At 56.9% G+C, this 16860-nt stretch carries 18 protein-coding genes; 10 read left to right on the top strand and 8 right to left on the bottom strand.

The features are described 5' to 3' along the window. The first annotated feature begins 96 nt into the window (after positions 1 to 96). Positions 97 to 678 carry an NAD(P)H-dependent oxidoreductase gene (locus HP564_RS07460; RefSeq protein ID WP_371241651.1) on the top strand — a complete coding sequence of 194 codons (582 nt, stop codon included), beginning with the start codon at positions 97 to 99 and terminating at the stop codon, positions 676 to 678. A 54-nt stretch (positions 679 to 732) separates the two neighbouring features. Here the strand turns inward: HP564_RS07460 and HP564_RS07455 are convergent, their stop codons facing one another. After that, positions 733 to 1080 (bottom strand): DUF2502 domain-containing protein, encoded by a 348-nt coding sequence (locus HP564_RS07455; RefSeq protein WP_371241649.1) that lies wholly within the window; start codon positions 1078 to 1080, stop codon positions 733 to 735. Between the two features lie 173 nt (positions 1081 to 1253). Then, the gene (gene mgrA / locus HP564_RS07450; protein ID WP_371241647.1) at positions 1254 to 2243 is read right to left on the bottom strand and encodes an L-glyceraldehyde 3-phosphate reductase; all 990 of its coding nucleotides are present in this window, start codon (positions 2241 to 2243) and stop codon (positions 1254 to 1256) included. 217 nt (positions 2244 to 2460) lie between these two features. Between mgrA and HP564_RS07445 the strand changes: the two genes are divergently transcribed. Next, positions 2461 to 4113, top strand: coding sequence for a thiamine pyrophosphate-binding protein (locus HP564_RS07445; RefSeq protein WP_371241645.1), 1653 nt, complete (start codon positions 2461 to 2463; stop codon positions 4111 to 4113). A 157-nt stretch (positions 4114 to 4270) separates the two neighbouring features. Then, on the top strand, positions 4271 to 5236 hold the full coding sequence (gene glk / locus HP564_RS07440) for a glucokinase (protein ID WP_371241643.1): 966 nt from the start codon (positions 4271 to 4273) through the stop codon (positions 5234 to 5236). 28 nt (positions 5237 to 5264) lie between these two features. On the opposite strand, the gene HP564_RS07435 is transcribed toward glk, so the two are convergent. Together HP564_RS07435 and HP564_RS07430 are read right to left on the bottom strand one after the other, a co-directional pair. Beyond that, positions 5265 to 5990: a LytR/AlgR family response regulator transcription factor gene (locus tag HP564_RS07435; RefSeq protein WP_371241641.1), complete on the bottom strand. Its 726-nt coding sequence runs from the start codon at positions 5988 to 5990 to the stop codon at positions 5265 to 5267. Beyond that, a complete protein-coding gene (locus tag HP564_RS07430; protein WP_371242017.1) occupies positions 5987 to 7675 on the bottom strand; it encodes a LytS/YhcK type 5TM receptor domain-containing protein in 1689 nt (562 codons plus the stop codon). Before HP564_RS07430 ends, HP564_RS07435 begins: the two co-directional genes overlap by 4 nt. Before the next feature lie 265 nt (positions 7676 to 7940). On the opposite strand from HP564_RS07430, the gene HP564_RS07425 reads away from it, so the two are divergent. Then, the gene (locus tag HP564_RS07425; RefSeq protein WP_371241638.1) at positions 7941 to 8465 is read left to right on the top strand and encodes a GNAT family N-acetyltransferase; all 525 of its coding nucleotides are present in this window, start codon (positions 7941 to 7943) and stop codon (positions 8463 to 8465) included. Between the two features lie 122 nt (positions 8466 to 8587). Then, positions 8588 to 9823: an alanine transaminase gene (alaC, locus tag HP564_RS07420; RefSeq protein ID WP_371241636.1), complete on the top strand. Its 1236-nt coding sequence runs from the start codon at positions 8588 to 8590 to the stop codon at positions 9821 to 9823. Positions 9824 to 9862: 39 nt separating this feature from the next. Here the strand turns inward: alaC and ypdK are convergent, their stop codons facing one another. The 3 genes from ypdK to HP564_RS07405 all read right to left on the bottom strand — a co-directional run bounded on the left by ypdK (position 9863) and on the right by HP564_RS07405 (position 12772). Beyond that, a complete protein-coding gene (gene ypdK, locus HP564_RS07415) occupies positions 9863 to 9934 on the bottom strand; it encodes a membrane protein YpdK (protein ID WP_006120362.1) in 72 nt (23 codons plus the stop codon). 200 nt (positions 9935 to 10134) lie between these two features. Beyond that, the gene (locus HP564_RS07410; protein ID WP_371241634.1) at positions 10135 to 11163 is read right to left on the bottom strand and encodes an HlyD family secretion protein; all 1029 of its coding nucleotides are present in this window, start codon (positions 11161 to 11163) and stop codon (positions 10135 to 10137) included. Between the two features lie 7 nt (positions 11164 to 11170). After that, the gene (locus tag HP564_RS07405) at positions 11171 to 12772 is read right to left on the bottom strand and encodes an MFS transporter (RefSeq protein ID WP_371241632.1); all 1602 of its coding nucleotides are present in this window, start codon (positions 12770 to 12772) and stop codon (positions 11171 to 11173) included. 146 nt (positions 12773 to 12918) lie between these two features. Here HP564_RS07405 and HP564_RS07400 point away from each other — a divergent pair, with 146 nt between their 5' ends. From HP564_RS07400 to HP564_RS07385, 4 genes are all read left to right on the top strand, one after another. After that, the gene (locus HP564_RS07400) at positions 12919 to 13704 is read left to right on the top strand and encodes an IclR family transcriptional regulator (protein ID WP_371241630.1); all 786 of its coding nucleotides are present in this window, start codon (positions 12919 to 12921) and stop codon (positions 13702 to 13704) included. Positions 13705 to 13710: 6 nt separating this feature from the next. Further along, the gene (locus HP564_RS07395) at positions 13711 to 14163 is read left to right on the top strand and encodes a universal stress protein (protein ID WP_371241628.1); all 453 of its coding nucleotides are present in this window, start codon (positions 13711 to 13713) and stop codon (positions 14161 to 14163) included. A gap of 10 nt (positions 14164 to 14173) precedes the next feature. Then, the gene (locus HP564_RS07390) at positions 14174 to 14977 is read left to right on the top strand and encodes a hypothetical protein (RefSeq protein WP_371241626.1); all 804 of its coding nucleotides are present in this window, start codon (positions 14174 to 14176) and stop codon (positions 14975 to 14977) included. Between the two features lie 249 nt (positions 14978 to 15226). Continuing rightward, on the top strand, positions 15227 to 15508 hold the full coding sequence (locus HP564_RS07385) for a hypothetical protein (RefSeq protein WP_371241624.1): 282 nt from the start codon (positions 15227 to 15229) through the stop codon (positions 15506 to 15508). Positions 15509 to 15581: 73 nt separating this feature from the next. On the opposite strand, the gene HP564_RS07380 is transcribed toward HP564_RS07385, so the two are convergent. Next, positions 15582 to 15710 carry a hypothetical protein gene (locus HP564_RS07380; protein WP_371241622.1) on the bottom strand — a complete coding sequence of 43 codons (129 nt, stop codon included), beginning with the start codon at positions 15708 to 15710 and terminating at the stop codon, positions 15582 to 15584. A 263-nt stretch (positions 15711 to 15973) separates the two neighbouring features. Between HP564_RS07380 and HP564_RS07375 the strand changes: the two genes are divergently transcribed. After that, on the top strand, positions 15974 to 16849 hold the full coding sequence (locus tag HP564_RS07375; RefSeq protein ID WP_371241620.1) for an SMP-30/gluconolactonase/LRE family protein: 876 nt from the start codon (positions 15974 to 15976) through the stop codon (positions 16847 to 16849). The last annotated feature ends 11 nt before the right edge of the window (positions 16850 to 16860 follow it).

The following is a 16860-nucleotide window of genomic DNA, read 5'->3' as shown; positions in this document are numbered from 1 at the left end:
GGCTTTTAACCTCACGTGCCGCGGACCCGGCAGCTTACCTCCGCTCATCTACGCTCGATATGCAGTCGCTTTCTCTTTTTTCACAGGAGTCAGAATATGCATGCATTGATAGTGGTGGCCCATCCCGATCGTGATTCTTTCACCCATGCCGTTGCCCGCGCGGTAACGGACGAGATCTGTGCGCCGCATACCTTTGACGTTGCCGATTTGCTGGCAGAAGGCTTTGATCCGCGCTATGGCGCTGCCGATCTGGCGCTGTTCCGCCATCGCGCTGCGCCGCCTGCTGATGTGCTGGCCGAGCAACAGCGCATCGACCGGGCGGACGCCCTGGTGCTGGTTTATCCCGTCTACTGGTGGTCTTTTCCCGGCGTGCTGAAAGGGTGGATCGACCGCGTATTTACCCACGGCTGGGCCTATGACGAAATGCCGGACGGCAAAATTAATAAAAAGCTGGGGCGTTTACAGGTGCATCTGCTGGGGGTCGGCGGGGGAAATCTGCGCACCTATGCGCGGCGTGGCTACTATGCCGCAATGCGCACCCAGATCGATGAAGGTATTTTCGACTATGTTGGCGCATCGGTAAGAAGCTCAGAGCTGATCTTACTGCCGGAGGCCGACACGCCGGAGGCGCATCTGGAAACGGCGCGGCTGACGGGAAGGCGGCTGTTCGCCGGTTAGAGGCTGGCCTGTAACCGGCGTTGCAAGGCAACCGCTGGCGGTGTTGCTGCGCGATCAGTGATGGTGGTGGTCATGACGATCGTGGCGATCGTGATGACGCTTCGCCTCATGCCAGTGATGGCGGCGTTCCCGCTCGTGCCAGCGTCGCTCCCGCTCCCACTGCTGATGACGACGCCACTCTTCATGACGCCACCAGCGATGATTATTGTACTGATAGCGCTCGTGCCACCAGCGTGGCTCGCGCCAGCGTCCTCCGTCCCAGTAGTTACCATGGCGATCGCGATCTCCCAGATTCAGCGTGACGCCCGGTGCCAGGTTAATAGAGGCACCAGCGGCCTGAACGTCAGTGATGGCCAAAGGCGACAGGCAGGTCAGCAAAGCAGCAAAAACAGCAAATTTCATTTTTTTCTCCTTGTCAGCGGCGGAACCACTGCGGCGCGGGCCCTGTGGTGCCCGCGTATTGCTTGTGTTGCGAACAGAGTGTCGCTGACAATTGTGAGGAAAATCTGAAGAAAAGGAGGATTGAGACTATTCCGGCGAAAAAAATACCCGGCACCAGCCAGACCAGCCGGTGGTTACATCAACACACTTTCAATGGCGGAAAGCTCAGCCAGCGTAAAATGACGGCGGGTCAGCATCGCTACCGCATCGTCAATTTGTGCAGTTTTGCTGGCACCAATCAGGACCGACGTGACGCGCACATCGCGCAGCACCCAGGCGAGCGCCATCTGAGCCAGTTTCTGACCGCGCTGGTGGGCAATGTCATTCAGCTGACGAACTTTCTCCATCTTCTCAGGGGTAAGCTGTTCTTCGCGCAGGAACTTACTACCGCTTGCTACACGTGAATCCTCTGGAATGCCTTGCAGATAGCGGTCGGTTAATACGCCACCCGCCAGCGGAGAGAAGGCAATACAGCCGACGCCGTTATCGGCCAGGGTTTCAAACAACCCGTTTTCCGGAGCGCGTTCGAACAGGGAATAGCGCGGCTGATGGATCAGGCAGGGCGTACCCAGATCGCGCAGGATCGCGATCGCCTCAGCCGCCCGATCCGCGGGATAGTTAGAGAGCGCCACATAGAGCGCTTTGCCCTGACGCACCACCTGATCCAGAGCGCGCATGGTCTCTTCCAGCGGCGTGTCGGGATCCGGACGGTGGTGATAGAAAATATCGACATACTCCAGCCCCATACGTTTCAGGCTCTGGTCAAGACTGGAAATCAGATACTTCCGCGAACCCCAGTCACCATAGGGGCCATCCCACATGGTGTAACCCGCTTTGGTGGAGATCACCAGCTCATCGCGAAAGCCGTGAAAATCTTCCCGCAGGATACGCCCAAAATTCTCCTCAGCGGAGCCGGGCGGTGGGCCGTAATTATTGGCGAGGTCGAAATGGGTAATACCGCGATCGAAGGCGTGTCGCAGCAGCTCGCGGCTGTTATCGACGCGCGTGTTATCGCCAAAATTATGCCACAGGCCGAGCGAGACAGCGGGCAACTTCAGCCCACTGTTTCCGCTACGGCGATACTCCATTTGCTGATAACGGTCTGGATGCGGGCAGTAGATCATAGAGCGTTCCTGTCTCGGAGGAGAAGATTAGCGTGGAAGGATAGCAGTGTATACGCTTACACACAGTCAAAAAGCGTTGCCGATCGCAGAATTACAGAATTATCCGCCATCGTAACGGCAGGTTGCCACTTTTTTGTTCAGAGGATTTCGCTGCTTTCATGCTGGTTTAGCAGCATAGAGGATACTCAAAACAGACAACGGATAAGAGGAGTGGCATATGCAACGCTTTACCGTAGGCGATTATCTGCTGGCTCGCCTGAAAGAGGTCGGGATAGGGCATCTGTTTGGCGTACCCGGCGACTACAATCTGCAATTTCTCGATCGCGTTATCGCACATGCAGAAATCGGTTGGGTGGGGTGCGCTAATGAACTGAATGCCGCCTACGCTGCGGACGGCTATGCCCGCTGTCGAGGCGCAGCGGCCCTGCTGACCACCTTTGGCGTGGGCGAACTGAGCGCCATTAACGGCATTGCAGGTAGTTTTGCTGAGTATCTGCCGGTGATCCACATCGTGGGCGCACCCGCCAGTCAGGCGCAAAAGCGCGGTGACTGTGTGCACCACTCGCTGGGTGATGGCGATTTTCGCCATTTTCTGCGTATGGCGGGTGAAGTCAGTGCCGCAACCGCGCAGCTTAGCGCAGACAATGCCAGGGTTGAGATCGACCGGGTCATTACCACCGCGCTGCGTAACAGGCAGCCGGGTTACCTGATGATGGCGGTAGATGTTGCCGAAGCGGAAGTCGCTCCTCCCGGCGCTCCCCTTGATGGTGTGGTGCCTTCCAGCGAGCCGATGCGTCGCGCCTTCCGCCAGGCTGCAGAACATCATCTCTCCCGGGCGCGGCGGGTAGCGCTTCTGGCTGATTTTCTTGCCGCGCGCTGCCAGCAGCAGGCGAAACTGGCGCAGCTGCGCCAGCTGCGCGCTATTCCCTGCGCTACGCTACTGATGGGCAAAGGCGTGCTGGATGAGCACTATCCGGGCTATGTGGGCACCTATGCGGCTGCAGGCAGCGAAAGCGGCGTGTGTGAACCGATTGAACAGGCCGACGCGACTATCTGTGTGGGCGTACGCTTTACCGATACCCTGACCGCAGGTTTTACCCAGCAGCTACCCGCTACGCAGTTAATCGATATCCAGCCTGCCGCCGCCAGCGTCGCGGGTAAGCGCTTTGCGCCGCTCAGCATGGCCGATGCGCTGGATGAGCTGGTGGCGATTTTCACCCGTTATGGCGAACACTGGGCGCAGGCTCCCGCGCTGCCGTCGGCTGACCCTCCCCCCACCGAACCGGCAATCAGCCAGCGCGCCTTCTGGCATCTGATGCAAAACTTTCTCCAGCCGGACGACATTATTCTTGCCGACCAGGGGACAGCGGCATTTGGCGCAGCCGCGCTGCGTTTACCCCCCGGCGCGCAGCTGCTGGTACAGCCGTTGTGGGGCTCTATTGGCTATACTTTACCCGCAGCCTTCGGTGCGCAGACCGCCGCCCCCGCGCAGCGGGTAATTCTGATTGTGGGTGACGGTTCAGCGCAGCTCACGATTCAGGAGCTAGGCTCCATGTTGCGAGATGGACAACGGCCCATTATTTTTCTGTTGAACAATGAGGGCTATACGGTGGAGCGCGCCATTCATGGCGCGACGCAACGCTATAATGACATCGCGCAGTGGAACTGGACGGCTTTGCCCCAGGCGTTTTGTCTGCATGGACAGACGCAAAGCTGGCGCGTAACGGAATCTGTTCAACTGGAAGAGGTGATGGCACGGCTTCAGTCACCTGCCTGCCTGACGCTGGTGGAAGTGACAATGCATAAAGACGATCTGCCACCGTTGCTACGTAAGGTGACGGCCTGTCTGGCACAGCGCAACGGCGGATAAGATTCGGAGTGTTGCCGCTGTAAAGCCTCTTGCCGGACGGGTAGGCTGTGCACACTACCTTCAACGCTCGCCTTTTGTCGCGGTGAGCGTTGTTGTTTTACCGGCAGACTTTTATAGTGTCCCGCATCTTAGGGACCCCAAGCGGAGCAACAAAAGAATGACAACCTATGCCCTGGTCGGCGACGTCGGCGGCACAAACGCACGACTCGCCCTGTGTGAGGTGGAAACCGGCAGCATCTCCCAGGCCCAGACATTCTCAACGTCTGATTATGACAGCCTCGAAGCCGTCATCCGCCACTATCTTGGCGAGCAGCAGCAGGACGTGAAAGACGGCTGCATCGCCATTGCTTGCCCGATTACGGAAGACTGGGTCGAAATGACCAACCATGACTGGGCTTTTTCCACCAGCAAAATGAAAGCCAGCCTTGGCTTTGAACACCTGGAAATCATTAACGATTTCACGGCCGTCTCAATGGCTATCCCCATGCTGACCACCGACCATGTGATTCAGTTTGGCGGCGGCGAGCCGGTAAAAGACAAACCGATCGCGATCTACGGTGCCGGCACCGGGCTGGGTGTCAGCCATCTGGTGCATGTGGATCGCCGTTGGGTCAGCCTGCCGGGCGAGGGCGGCCATGTCGATTTTGCCGCCAACAGCGATGAAGAAGATTTGATTCTGGAAGTGCTGCGCGCCGAGCTGGGACATGTTTCCGCAGAGCGCGTGCTCTCCGGCGCGGGTCTGGTCAATCTCTACCGCGCTATCGTCAAAGCCGATAACCGCGTGCCGGAAAACCTGAAGCCAAAAGATGTCTCTGAGCGGGCACTGGCCGACAGCTGTACTGACTGCCGTCGCGCGCTGTCGCTGTTTTGCGTGATCATGGGGCGGTTTGGCGGCAATCTGGCGCTGAACCTTGGCACTTTTGGGGGCGTCTATATCGCGGGCGGCATCGTGCCGCGCTTCCTGGAATTTTTCAAGGCATCTGGTTTCCGCGCCGCATTTGAGGACAAGGGACGCTTCCGCGACTATGTTTCCCGCATTCCGGTCTATATGATCACGCACGATCAGCCGGGCCTGCTCGGCGCAGGCGCACATCTGCGTCAGACGCTGGGACGCGTCCTGTAAACAGTTAAAACGGCCTGCGGGCCGTTTTTTACAGGCGCATCAGCTCGCGGAAAAGCTTGACCTTACTGCGGCTGACCGGCACCTGAAAGGTCAGATCGCGCAGCCTGAGCAGGTAGGTATTGTTAAACCACGGCTCTATCTCGCTAATCTTACTCAGGTTGACGCAGTAGGAGCGGTGACAGCGGAAAAAGCCCGGCTCTGGCAGACGGGTGCAGAACTCGCTGATGCTCATCGACATGACATAGGCTTCGCGCCGCGTGTAGACAAACGTCAGCTTTTCGTGCGCCTCCACGTAATAAATATCGTTAATATCCGTGACGATAATACGCTCATCTTTTACCAGATTGACCGTTTGCGGTGGACTGGCAGCGGGCACCTGCGCCACGGCCTGCTGCTGTCCCGCCGCTTCCAGCTTATTCAGCATCGTAACGATGCGCGCCTCGTGATAGGGCTTGAGGATATAGTCAAACGCCTCCAGTTCAAACGCCTCTACCGCATGCTCTTTCCACGCGGTGATAAAGACAATCAGCGGCCGCTGGGCAAACTGGTGAATGTTCTGCGCCAGCAGCATGCCGTCCAGAGACGGAATATTGATATCAAGAAAAATGACGTCGACGCGGTGCTGTTGCAGATATTTCAGTACCTCCAGTCCATCGTCAAAACAGGCTTCGATGGTGATCTGGCTGTGCTGCTGGATCATCCAGCTGAGCTCCTGCTGCGCGAGGAATTCATCTTCAACAATAATGGCTTTCATGAGGTGCTCTCCGCGACGGCAAGCGGCGAGACAGCAAGCTGGCCGCTTTTGCTCAGGGTAAAGGCGATCTCGGTGCCAGGCTGCAGCCGGGTAATATCCAGTCCCTGCCCCGTAAGAAGTTTGACGCGGTGATGCACATTCAGCAGGCCAATCTTATTGCCCGGCATCTCATTGCTCGCCACGCGGCGCATCACCTCATCGCTGATGCCGGGTCCGGTGTCGCGCACGGCAATGCGCACCCGATCGCCGCACGCCTTCACGCTTAGCGTGACCACGCCTTTACCACGGCAGGGCTGAATGCCGTGCACAATGGCATTCTCCACCAGAGGCTGGATCAGCAGGCTGGGCAGAGAAAAATGCAAATCGTCATCAATGTCGTAGATCATCGACAGCTTGTCGCCGAAGCGCGCCTGTTCGATAGCGATATAGTCTTTCACCTGCCATAGCTCGCGCTTGATATCGATAGTCTCATCATCGTTCAGCTCAAGGTTGTAGCGCAGATAGCGCGAAAGATTGATCACCAGCTGACGAGCGGTGTCGGGATTCAGGCGGATCGAGGAATTAATGGCGTTCAGCGCGTTAAACAGAAAATGAGGATTTATTTTGCTCTGCAGCGCGCGCAGTTCCGCTTTATTGGCCATCTCACGCAGCTGCTCAGCGCGCGACACCTCCAGCTGGGTAGAGATAAGCTGCGACAGGCCGATAGCCATCTCCTTAAGTGAGCCGGTAATACGATGCGCGCGACGGTAGTAAATTTTCAGCGTGCCGGTGACGTTGCCCTTCTCGCGCAGCGGGATCACAATCATGGAGTGAATATCTTTGGTGCGATGCGCCTCATCGTTATTTTTTATGATGATTTTACCACTGGACATCGCCTGCGCCGTGGTCGGGCTGATGCCCTCGTCACCGTTCTGGTAGTTGTGCTCGCCGTAGCCGACATAGGCCAGAATCCGGGTTTTGTTAGTGATCGCCACGGCGTCAGCGTTGATATCCTGACAAATAATCTCACAGATGCGGCGCAGCGAGTCGCTGTTAACGTTACGAAACAGCGGCAGGGTTTTGTTAGCAATCTCCAGCGCCAGCTTCGCCTGGCGGGCGGCGATCGCCTCTTTTTCACCCTCTACGCTCTGTACCAGCAGCACAATCAGGCCGATGCTGGAGGCGCCCAGAATCATCGGCAGCGCAATTTCCGATACGATAGCCAGCCCAAGCGACATCGGTTTCGCCCAGATCAAAATCAGTATCATGGTCAGGGCTTCGCACAGCATGCCGCCGATAATGCCCGTGCGCCAGCGCTGCGCTTTCGGCACGCGCCGGTTAATGATGCCAGCAACACAGCCAGCCACAATACTGGTGATAAGGCAGGGTACGGAGGTGACGCCGTCGATATCAATCAGAAAGCGATGCAGCCCGGCAATGATCCCGGTAATCACGCCCACCCAGGGGCCAAACAAGATGCCGCCCGCCATCACGGCGATAACCCGCACGTTAAGTAGCGATCCGTCAACGTGAATGCCTGACCAGGTGCTGAAGAGCGCAAATAGCGAAAAGATGACAATAACGGCGGCTTTTTCCAGCGGCGAGTGATCATCTTTTTGCAGTAGCTGGCGGAAAAGGCGCGTGCGGGTCAGGAAAAAGAGGCAGATGAGCATCAGGGCGGCGCGGTCAAACACCGCCAGAAGCATATCAAAGTGGGAGATCACGGCCAGCCCTGGGAAAATGAATAAGTCAGGTGCCTACTATAAAAAATGTGATCGCGATGCGCCAGCCGGGAAAACAGACAGGCGGCTATATCCTGCTCTGGATCAATCTTTATCCGAATGTGAATAAAAGAGGAAGCCTGAGTAACAAAACAGGGAACAGATTTTTGCCGGTTACGGACTGGTGAGTGACAGATGAGTTTGTTATGTTCTGACTGCCATTGTGGCTATCCGCAGCTGGAGCCGGTTCATGCAGTTAATTACGCCACGCCTTACCCTGAAAACCCTTCAGCCAGAAGACTGGCGGCTGTTTCGCGCGGTACACGAAGACGCGGCCACCATGACCTGGGTGAGCGATATTCCCGACGAAGAGGATTTACGCCAGCGCTTTAATGAGCGGCTCGCGCCCTGGCAGGTGACCAGCTTTCATATGCTGTGCGTGGTTGCACGTCTGCGCGACAGCGGCGAGCCGATCGGCCTGTTTGGCTGTAGCCCTGAATGGCAGCCTTATCGCCAGGCAGAAGTCGGGTATATGCTGCTACACCGCTACTGTGGCAAGGGGTATGGCAGCGAGGCGCTGGCTGGATTATGTGACTTTCTGCTGGCGGCAGGCTTCCATAAGCTGAAAGCGCTGGTGGTTGAGGGGAATCAGGCATCGCGCCGGATTCTGGAAAAGAACGGTTTTGCTCTCGAAGGCACGCTACGGGATAATTATCTGCTAAAAGGTCAATGGGTGAACGACTGGGTGCTTGGCCGCCTGAATCCGGATAATTAAAAAAACGTTCTCCTGCTATCGACAATCTTATCGTCAGCGCGATATGTTCTTTTTTCGGTCACAGAGAATGTGGCCTGCGTCGCTCGGACGGTCCGGGCGCTTACGTAATCCAAGAGGACATTATGGCTGATAACAGCACACCCCGTCGTTTCTCGCGTATCGATCGCCTTCCTCCTTATGTCTTTAACATTACCGCTGAGCTAAAGATGGCTGCGCGTCGGCGCGGCGAAGATATCATCGATCTCTCAATGGGTAATCCCGACGGCGCGACACCGCCGCATATCGTAGAAAAACTTTGTCAGGTGGCGCAGCGGGAGGATACGCACGGTTACTCAACCTCGCGCGGTATTCCGCGTCTGCGCCGCGCTATTTCACGCTGGTATGCCGAGCGCTATCAGGTTGAGATCGATCCTGAATCGGAAGCGATTGTGACAATCGGCTCAAAAGAGGGGCTGGCGCACCTGATGCTGGCCACGCTGGATCACGGTGACACCGTGCTGGTACCCAATCCCAGCTACCCGATCCATATTTACGGCGCGGTGATCGCCGGAGCCCAGGTGCGCTCCGTGCCGCTGGTGGCTGGCGTGGATTTCTTTGCCGAGCTGGAGCGCGCCATCCGCGAAAGCTACCCTAAACCAAAAATGATGATCCTCGGCTTCCCGTCGAACCCGACCGCGCAGTGCGTGGAGCTGGACTTTTTCGAGCGGGTTATCGCCCTGGCGAAGCAGTACAACGTGCTGGTCATCCACGATCTTGCCTATGCTGACATCGTCTATGACGGCTGGAAGGCACCCTCCATTATGCAGGTCCCTGGCGCACGTGACGTGGCGGTGGAGTTTTTTACTCTCTCCAAAAGCTACAATATGGCGGGCTGGCGTATCGGCTTTATGGTCGGCAACAAAGAGCTGGTTTCTGCGCTGGCGCGTATCAAAAGCTATCACGACTACGGTACGTTTACGCCTTTGCAGGTTGCGGCAATTGCGGCCCTGGAGGGGGATCAGCAGTGCGTGCGTGACATTGCGGAGCAGTACAAGCGTCGTCGTGACGTGCTGGTAAAAGGGCTGCATGAGGCAGGCTGGATGGTTGATAATCCTAAAGCTTCGATGTACGTCTGGGCAAAAATTCCCGATCGCTACGCCCATCTCGGTTCGCTGGAGTTCGCGAAGAAGCTGCTGCAGGAGGCGAAAGTCTGCGTGTCGCCGGGCATCGGCTTTGGCGACTACGGTGATACCCATGTACGTTTCGCGCTGATAGAGAACAGCGATCGCATTCGTCAGGCGGTACGAGGAATTAAGGCGATGTTCCGTGCTGAAGGGGTTTTGCCGGGCAGCGTCAAAGCGACAGAAGAAGCAGAATAAAACGCATCGGGGCGACAGCACTGTCGCCCCTGACTAATGCTACAGCATCAGCACAAATGTGCCGACCCACAGCAGCACAAAGAAAGAGATTCCCATCAAGGCGTATTTCACACACAACTCCTCTGAGCGGTTACGACGATAGCGATCCCAGGCCAGCGCAACGCAAACAGAATGAGGAAAACGCATCAGGTCATCCTGGCCTCAGGCATTTTCTCAGGTCGTTCTGAGTCACTCAGAACAGGATCGAGCGCTAATGTACGCGTAATCGATCCTAAAATAAATAGGCCCAGCTTGAGATATTCATCACAATTTTAGGGCGCTTCAATCTCAGGGATCGCTGACATGCCAACCCGCAGCTGTGACAGGCCGGGCTGGTTCTTATCCAGCACGATTTTGACCGGGAGTCGCTGGACGACCTTAGTATAGTTGCCGGTCGCGTTGTCAGGTGAAATTGCTGAAAACGTAGCGCCCGTTGCAGGGGCAATGCTGTCCACATGGCCCGTGAAGCTTTTGCCCGGCAGCGCATCAACCGTTACGCGCACCCGCTGTCCCTGGCGAACGTCGTTAAGCTGCGTCTCCAGGTAGTTGGCAGTGATATAGGTTTGTTGTAGCGGCACAACCGCCAGCAGCCGCGTTCCCGCAGAAACATAAGCGCCGACGCGCACTGCACGCTGGCCCACCATGCCATCCACTGGCGCAACGATGCGCGTATAGGAGAGATTCAGGCGCGCCTGATCCACACTGGCCTGGGCGACAACCACATCCGCCTGCGCCTGGCGAACCGCTGCCTGTAAGACGCTGGTTTGTTTCACTGCCGATTCAACGGCAGCCTGACTCTGGCGCACGGCGGCGGCAGCCGATCGCTGGGTCGAGCTCGCCTTTTGCTGATCGTCAGCAGCGATGGTGCCGCTTTTATAGAGGCGGCTATAGCGCTCGGCGTTCTGACCCGCATATTGCGCCGTGGCCTGGTTCGCTGCCAGCGTCGCTTTCGACTGCGCAATCGCCGACGTATGCTGCTCAAGCTGCGCCTGGCTGCTGAGCAGTTTTGCCTGACTGACCTGCAAATCCGCTTCAGCGCTCTCCAGCGCAACGCGATAGTCGCGGTCGTCCAGGGTTGCCAGCACGTCACCGGCTTTCACCTGCTGATTATCCTGCACTTTAACCTCGGCGATATAGCCAGACACTTTTGGTGCCACCAGCGTATAGTCCGCGTTCACATAGGCATCGTTGGTGCGGTGATCGTTACCGGTTATCGCGGACCAGATAAAAAAGGCCATACCCAGCAGCACCAGCAGCAGCAGGCTTAGCAGCACGGTTTTTCTCATTATTAATGCACGCATAATCTTGTTATCTCGATGTCGAAGAGGCAGGTTGAATCAGGGTTTGCGGTGGCCAGACGCGCAGGGGCAGCCAGGCAGTAAGCAGTAACAGCAGCGCGGCAAAGGCGATCAGCATCAGCCAGCTGTCGCTCAGGCTCAATACGGTGGCCTGATGTTTTACCAGCGTGGCAAAGCCGCTCAGATTCTCGCTGCTGCTGACGCTGCCATCCATCAGCAGCGGCTGGCTGACGCTGGCAGCGCTACCGTCAGGCGCGCTCATCAGCCAGGGGCGACTGGCGGCCTGATCCAGCAGGATACTGGAGTGGATCTTTTCACGATGGCTGAGGAAAACCTCCACCAGCACCGAGGCCGCAATGCTGGAGAAGCCACGTACGGTGTTAAACATCGCCGAGGCAAAAGGGCCTTCAGGTGGCGCAACCACGCTGGTGGCGCTCATCAGAATGGGCAGGATCACCATCGGCTGACCAAACGCCTGCAAAATTTGCAACGTCCAGAAATTCTGCCGTGCCCAGTCGCTGGTGATCTGCGATCCCATCAGGCAGGCGGTCACCAGCAGCGCAACGCCTGTCATCAGTACCCAGCGGCAGTCAATCCAGCGGATATTGAGAACGGCGGCCACCATCGGCGCAATCAGCAACTGTGGCAGACCGACGGTCAACGCCAGCGGTGCGAACTGCAGCGTGCGAAAACCTTCAACCTGACCAAAATAGGCAGAGGGCAGCGCAGAGCCGGACAGCGAGACCACCAGCACCGCTGCCAGTGCCAGCAGCCCGTGCGTCAGGTTGCGGCGCGACAGCATCTGCAGCCGGAACAGCGGTAGCGGGTGAAACCATTCGTTAATCAGAAACACCAACAGTAGCGGCAGCGCCGTCAGCAGCATGGCGGTGAACAGCGGTGACGCCAGCCAGTCGAGACGTTCACCCTGCGTCAGCGCCAGGATCAGCAGCGCCATGCCGCTGCATCCGGTGATCATGCCGAACAGATCGATCTGCTTAAAGCGCTCCAGACGCAGCGGGTCCTGCGGCAGGCCCCAGCCAAACAGCAGCATGGCGAGCAGCATCAGCGGCACCACCTGCCAGAATACAAACATCCAGCTCACGTCATCCGTCCAGAAAGCCGCCAGTGAAGCCGCCATGTTGGGACCGAAGGTCGCCGTAAGCGCATAGCCACCCAGTCCGTAAAGCTTCAGCGGCGGCGGCAGAAAACGCAGCGCGACGGTCATCAGCATCGGTGGCAGCGCGCCGCCAAACAGCCCCTGCAGCACGCGCAGCGCGATAAAGCTGCCGGGCGAGGGAGCCAGCGGCAGCAGAATGCCGCACAGCATAAAGCCGGTGGAAACCACCAGCGAAAAGCGACGCAGTGAAAAGGTCACAGCGAACCAGGGCGCGATCATCATCGCTGCCACTTCGGCGGCCTGGTAGGCAGAGACGATCCAACTGCCCTGGTCATAGCTGACACCAATGGCCGCGCGGATATCGGCCAGTGCGATATCCGTAACGCGATCGTTAAGGCCTGACGTCAGTGCGGCGATAAGCACGCCAGCCAGTCCCATAGCGAGGCGAAATGTAAAAGGATGCAGGCTCGGCGCAGCAGTTGGCTGAGCAGTCATAGCAGGTTTCTCATTATTATGATGCAGTGTATTGCGATGTGATACAGGACGCGATTTTACATTTCGATATGCTGTATTGCAATGTGGTACAGGCTGTAAATTGTGCCTTTTTCGCGGTAGAGTAGGGCAGCTGAAAAGGACGACCCATGGCAAAACTTCCATCCAGCCGCGAGGATGAAAAAACCGGCGGTATTCAGGTTATCGCGCGTGCGGCAAACATTCTTAACGCGCTGGGAGAACATCCTGGCGGTATGAGCCTGGGCGAAATTGCCCAGGCGGTTGATCTGCCGCGCTCGACGGTACAGCGCATCGTGGCTGCGCTCGACAACGCCCAGCTGGTACGCAGCAGCGGCGCAGGCGGTTTGCGGCTTGGCCCGGCGCTGCTGAAACTGATCTCCAGCGTACATACCGACGTGGTTGACCTGGTTCGCCCTGAGCTGGAAGCCCTGTGCGCCGCGACCAACGAAACGGTTTCACTGTCGCGGGCCAGCGGCACACAGCTCACCATCATTCACTATGTGGTAGCGTCACGCGAGCTACGCGTGGTGCCGCGCATGGGGCTGAACCTGCCGCTTTACAGTACCTCAGGGGGCCGCGCGCTGCTGGCGCTGGAGTGTGACGATGATGTCCGCGTTATGGTTGGCGAAGCCTATCGGGAGCTGACCGAAAATACCGTCAAGACGCTCCCACAGTTAATGGCGCTTATCAATGAGGTACGGAAAACCGGCCTCTCCTACGATCGCGGCGAAACGCTGGAAGGTATCTCCACCATGGCGGTTGCGCTGGACACGTTATTTGGTCGCTTCTCTGTTTCTCTGCTGGTGCCCACGTCCCGTTTTCAGAAAAATGAAGACGCTTACCGTGAGGAGATGCTGAAAAGCAAAGAGAAGCTGATACGCGAAATTGGCAAAATCGCCGCTGTTGAAGGATAAATCCTGATGAAAACCCTGCTGATGGCTGTTGATAACTCCCCGGTTGCCCAAAAGGTGATCGCAACGGCAATAGAGGAAGCCCTGGCACACCAGGCACAGGTTGTGGTGCTCTGCTGTGTCGATCCCGCTTACTCATCCTGTAACCAGCCGATCGAAATTACTGCTGGCGAAGATCCGGAAGATTTTGCGGTGGCGCAGGATGAGCAAAACACCGCCGAGCTGGTGGTGCGACACGCACTTGCTCCGCTACTTCGCGCTGGCGTCGAGGCGCGCGGACTCATTGTGGCGGGTGAAGCCGCCGAGACTATTGTCGCCCAGTCGCAGCGGCTTGAGGCCAAAATGATTATTATGGGTCGTCGCCATCTTTCATCCTTTAATCGCCTGTTAAAAGGTTCAGTGAGCGCAGCAGTGATTGAGCGTGCGCACTGCCCGGTACTTATTGACGTTCGCAAGGATTAAATAACTTCGCATGACTTCGCTGTGGATCGTCACGCTGGCCGCCTTTGCGCTGCTGGCGCTTCTTATCGTGGTGCTGATTAAAACGACCCGGCTGCGCGCCTGGCAGGGCGTATTGCTCTTCCTGTTGCCGCTGCTGCTGGCCAATCTGCTCTGGTTTAGCTGGCTGAAGCCGCAGCAGCAGCGCGTCGCGCAACAGCAGGCAGCCATCGACTATCTGGCCCAGACGCCCGGCTACCGCGTGCTACAAACTCAGGAGCCTGCGTTATGGCAGCTTCTGGTAAAAGAGTTACAGCACAAGGTGCGGTCCGGTGAAGCGCCGGCGCAGGCGGTAGGCGAGCTGCGCGGCTGGCTGGCGGACGTCATTAACCAGCGTCTGATGCGTGCGCCAGATGCGGCCGTCGTTAACTATGTTCGCGTCTCGGTAAAGGCGATGCAGGCGCTCGGCCAGCGCGATCCGCAGCTCTGTTTTCGCTTTCTTTTCCCCCAGGTGAGCGGCGGCGTTAATCTGGCCACGTCGCTGTCGCCTGCGCTCAACGCGCAGGACGCAGAGGCCATGGAGCAGCTGTTGCTGGCCAGCCGCGGCGCGGATTTACCAGTGGATCAGCCGCAGGCCCAGCAGGATCTTCAGCGCATTGTCGCTACGCTTTACAGGAAGTGGGGCGATAAACTCCAGCAACTTAACATGCCCGCGGATGCCGCCGTCGATCGCTCATCAATGTGTGGCATGTCAGTCGATCTCTACAGCGCTATCCTCGCATTACCGGACAAGCAGGCCGCAAATCTGCTGCGTAGAATGGTCACCCTTTCCGGCTGACAGGCAAAAAAAAGCCCGCTCAGCGCGGGCTCAATGGGGGTCAGATTATTTTCTTTATTTTCACCTGGTGTGGTGCAGACGCTGTTTTGTCTGGTTCCATCCTCTCACCCTTTTTTCGATAGCTATAGCCATTTGGTCTTATCAATTTAATCGGCAAAAGCTTGCATTTATAGTATTAAGTCGGGCAGTTATCTGATAGCCGTCACTGGTATGAGGCCTTACACTGCCGCGACACGATGAGGAAACAAAATGAAATCAGTAATGGTTGGCGCAGTAGCGCTGTTATTGTTGGCGGGCTGTAGCGTCAATAAACCAGGGGGATTTGAACGCGTTGATGAAGATCCCAGCTCAAATACCGTGCAGTATCGCTACGATCCGCAAAAACTAAATAAAGATGCGCTGGAACTCGATTTGGCGAATTATTGCAGCAATAAGGGATTTGATAAAGTTGAGGCGCTGAGCCCGAAAGACAGCCATATTCCAGGGCTGAAAACCAGCTGGTTCCAGTGTAACTACGCAATAAAAAGTTAATCTGTACACCAAATAAAATGGGCGGGTAATATCCCGCCCTTTTTTTTATATATGCTGTGTGAAATCTTTGCCCTTAGCGGTGATGATGCCAGCCATGGTGATGACCGTGGTGCCATCCTCTGTCATGCCCTCTGTCGATAATGCACCCGCTCAGCATAGTGATAACGGCAATAACGGTTGCAGTTTTAGCCAGTTTCTTCAAAGACAGCCTCCTCTTTTCCAGTGGGTATGACATTACGCTGGAATAGTGGAGTGAAGATGCAGCAAATGTAGAGTTATTTAGAGAGGTATTACAGGATATTTCAGCGATACTGGAAAATAAAGGGTGTCTGATTAAACCTATCGGAATGCACTGAATAAAAATGATTATCGTCAGGATGATTCTGAAAAGCAAGCGTCCGCTTTTCACCCGGCGGGGCAAATTAAGACTACAGTATGCTGAGACCGCATTAACAAGGAGAAAAAATGAAGCGTGAAGTTAAAAACGTGCTGGCGTTACAGGCAGAACTGGGGGAGTGCCCCACCTGGTCTGTGCGCGAACAGGTACTGTGGTGTGTAGATATTCTTGCTCCGGCTATCCATCGCTTTGACCCGCACAGCGGCACACTGACGCGTTTTCCGCAGCAGGAAGAGGTGGGCTGTATTGGTCTGCGTGAGCAGGGTGGCGTGATCGCTGCGTTACGCAGCGGCGTCTGGTTGCTGGATGAACAGGGCAGGCCGCAGCGCAAAATTGCAAATAATCCAGGCGAGGCGGCAAAGAGCCGCTTTAACGACGGGCGCGTTGATCCCTGGGGTAACTTCTGGTGCGGCAGTCTGTGGGAGCCGCAGGACAAAAACGGCGCACTGCTGTGTCGCGTCACACCCTCGCTGGAGCTGGAGGTGAAAGCGCGCGATATCAAAATCTCAAACGGGGTGGCTTTTTCTCCTGACAGGCGCTGGATGTATCACAGCGATACGCCGAACAAGGTGCTCTATCGCTATCCGCTGGATGAAAACGGTGAGCCGGGCATGCGTGAAGTTTTTCGCCAGTTTGATGCGAACGGCGGGCTGCCTGACGGCGCGGCGGTGGACAGTGAAGGCTTTTACTGGTCCGCACAGTTCGACGGTGGCCGCGTTGTGCGAATCGATCCGGTCACTGCACAGATTGTGGATGAGATTGCGTTACCGGTGCGCTGGCCGACGATGGTGGCTTTTGGCGGCCCCGATCTGAAAACGCTCTATATCACCAGTTCACGTGAGGATCGTACGGCGGAAGAGCTGGCACGCTACCCGCAGTCTGGCGATATTTTTGCCGTCGAGCTGGAGGTGGCGGGCATCGCGGAACCGCGTTTCCCGGGGTAAAAACCGGTCAG

Origin of the sequence: Pantoea sp. KPR_PJ (genome assembly GCF_041386365.1) — a bacterium.
In the GTDB taxonomy this organism is placed as follows: Bacteria; Pseudomonadota; Gammaproteobacteria; order Enterobacterales; family Enterobacteriaceae; genus Pantoea.
The sequence above is the reverse complement of the archived record's forward strand: the minus strand, read 5'-3'. Positions and strand labels throughout refer to the sequence as shown.

Coding starts and splice junctions, on each gene's coding strand:
- HP564_RS07460 (WP_371241651.1), top strand. CDS start 97: ATGCATGCATTGATAGTGGTGGCCCATCCCGATCGTGATTCTTTCACC.
- HP564_RS07455 (WP_371241649.1), bottom strand. CDS start 1,080: ATGAAATTTGCTGTTTTTGCTGCTTTGCTGACCTGCCTGTCGCCTTTG.
- mgrA (WP_371241647.1), bottom strand. CDS start 2,243: ATGATCTACTGCCCGCATCCAGACCGTTATCAGCAAATGGAGTATCGC.
- HP564_RS07445 (WP_371241645.1), top strand. CDS start 2,461: ATGCAACGCTTTACCGTAGGCGATTATCTGCTGGCTCGCCTGAAAGAG.
- glk (WP_371241643.1), top strand. CDS start 4,271: ATGACAACCTATGCCCTGGTCGGCGACGTCGGCGGCACAAACGCACGA.
- HP564_RS07435 (WP_371241641.1), bottom strand. CDS start 5,990: ATGAAAGCCATTATTGTTGAAGATGAATTCCTCGCGCAGCAGGAGCTC.
- HP564_RS07430 (WP_371242017.1), bottom strand. CDS start 7,675: ATGCTTCTGGCGGTGTTTGACCGCGCCGCCCTGATGCTCATCTGCCTC.
- HP564_RS07425 (WP_371241638.1), top strand. CDS start 7,941: ATGCAGTTAATTACGCCACGCCTTACCCTGAAAACCCTTCAGCCAGAA.
- alaC (WP_371241636.1), top strand. CDS start 8,588: ATGGCTGATAACAGCACACCCCGTCGTTTCTCGCGTATCGATCGCCTT.
- HP564_RS07410 (WP_371241634.1), bottom strand. CDS start 11,163: ATGCGTGCATTAATAATGAGAAAAACCGTGCTGCTAAGCCTGCTGCTG.
- HP564_RS07405 (WP_371241632.1), bottom strand. CDS start 12,772: ATGACTGCTCAGCCAACTGCTGCGCCGAGCCTGCATCCTTTTACATTT.
- HP564_RS07400 (WP_371241630.1), top strand. CDS start 12,919: ATGGCAAAACTTCCATCCAGCCGCGAGGATGAAAAAACCGGCGGTATT.
- HP564_RS07395 (WP_371241628.1), top strand. CDS start 13,711: ATGAAAACCCTGCTGATGGCTGTTGATAACTCCCCGGTTGCCCAAAAG.
- HP564_RS07390 (WP_371241626.1), top strand. CDS start 14,174: ATGACTTCGCTGTGGATCGTCACGCTGGCCGCCTTTGCGCTGCTGGCG.
- HP564_RS07385 (WP_371241624.1), top strand. CDS start 15,227: ATGAAATCAGTAATGGTTGGCGCAGTAGCGCTGTTATTGTTGGCGGGC.
- HP564_RS07375 (WP_371241620.1), top strand. CDS start 15,974: ATGAAGCGTGAAGTTAAAAACGTGCTGGCGTTACAGGCAGAACTGGGG.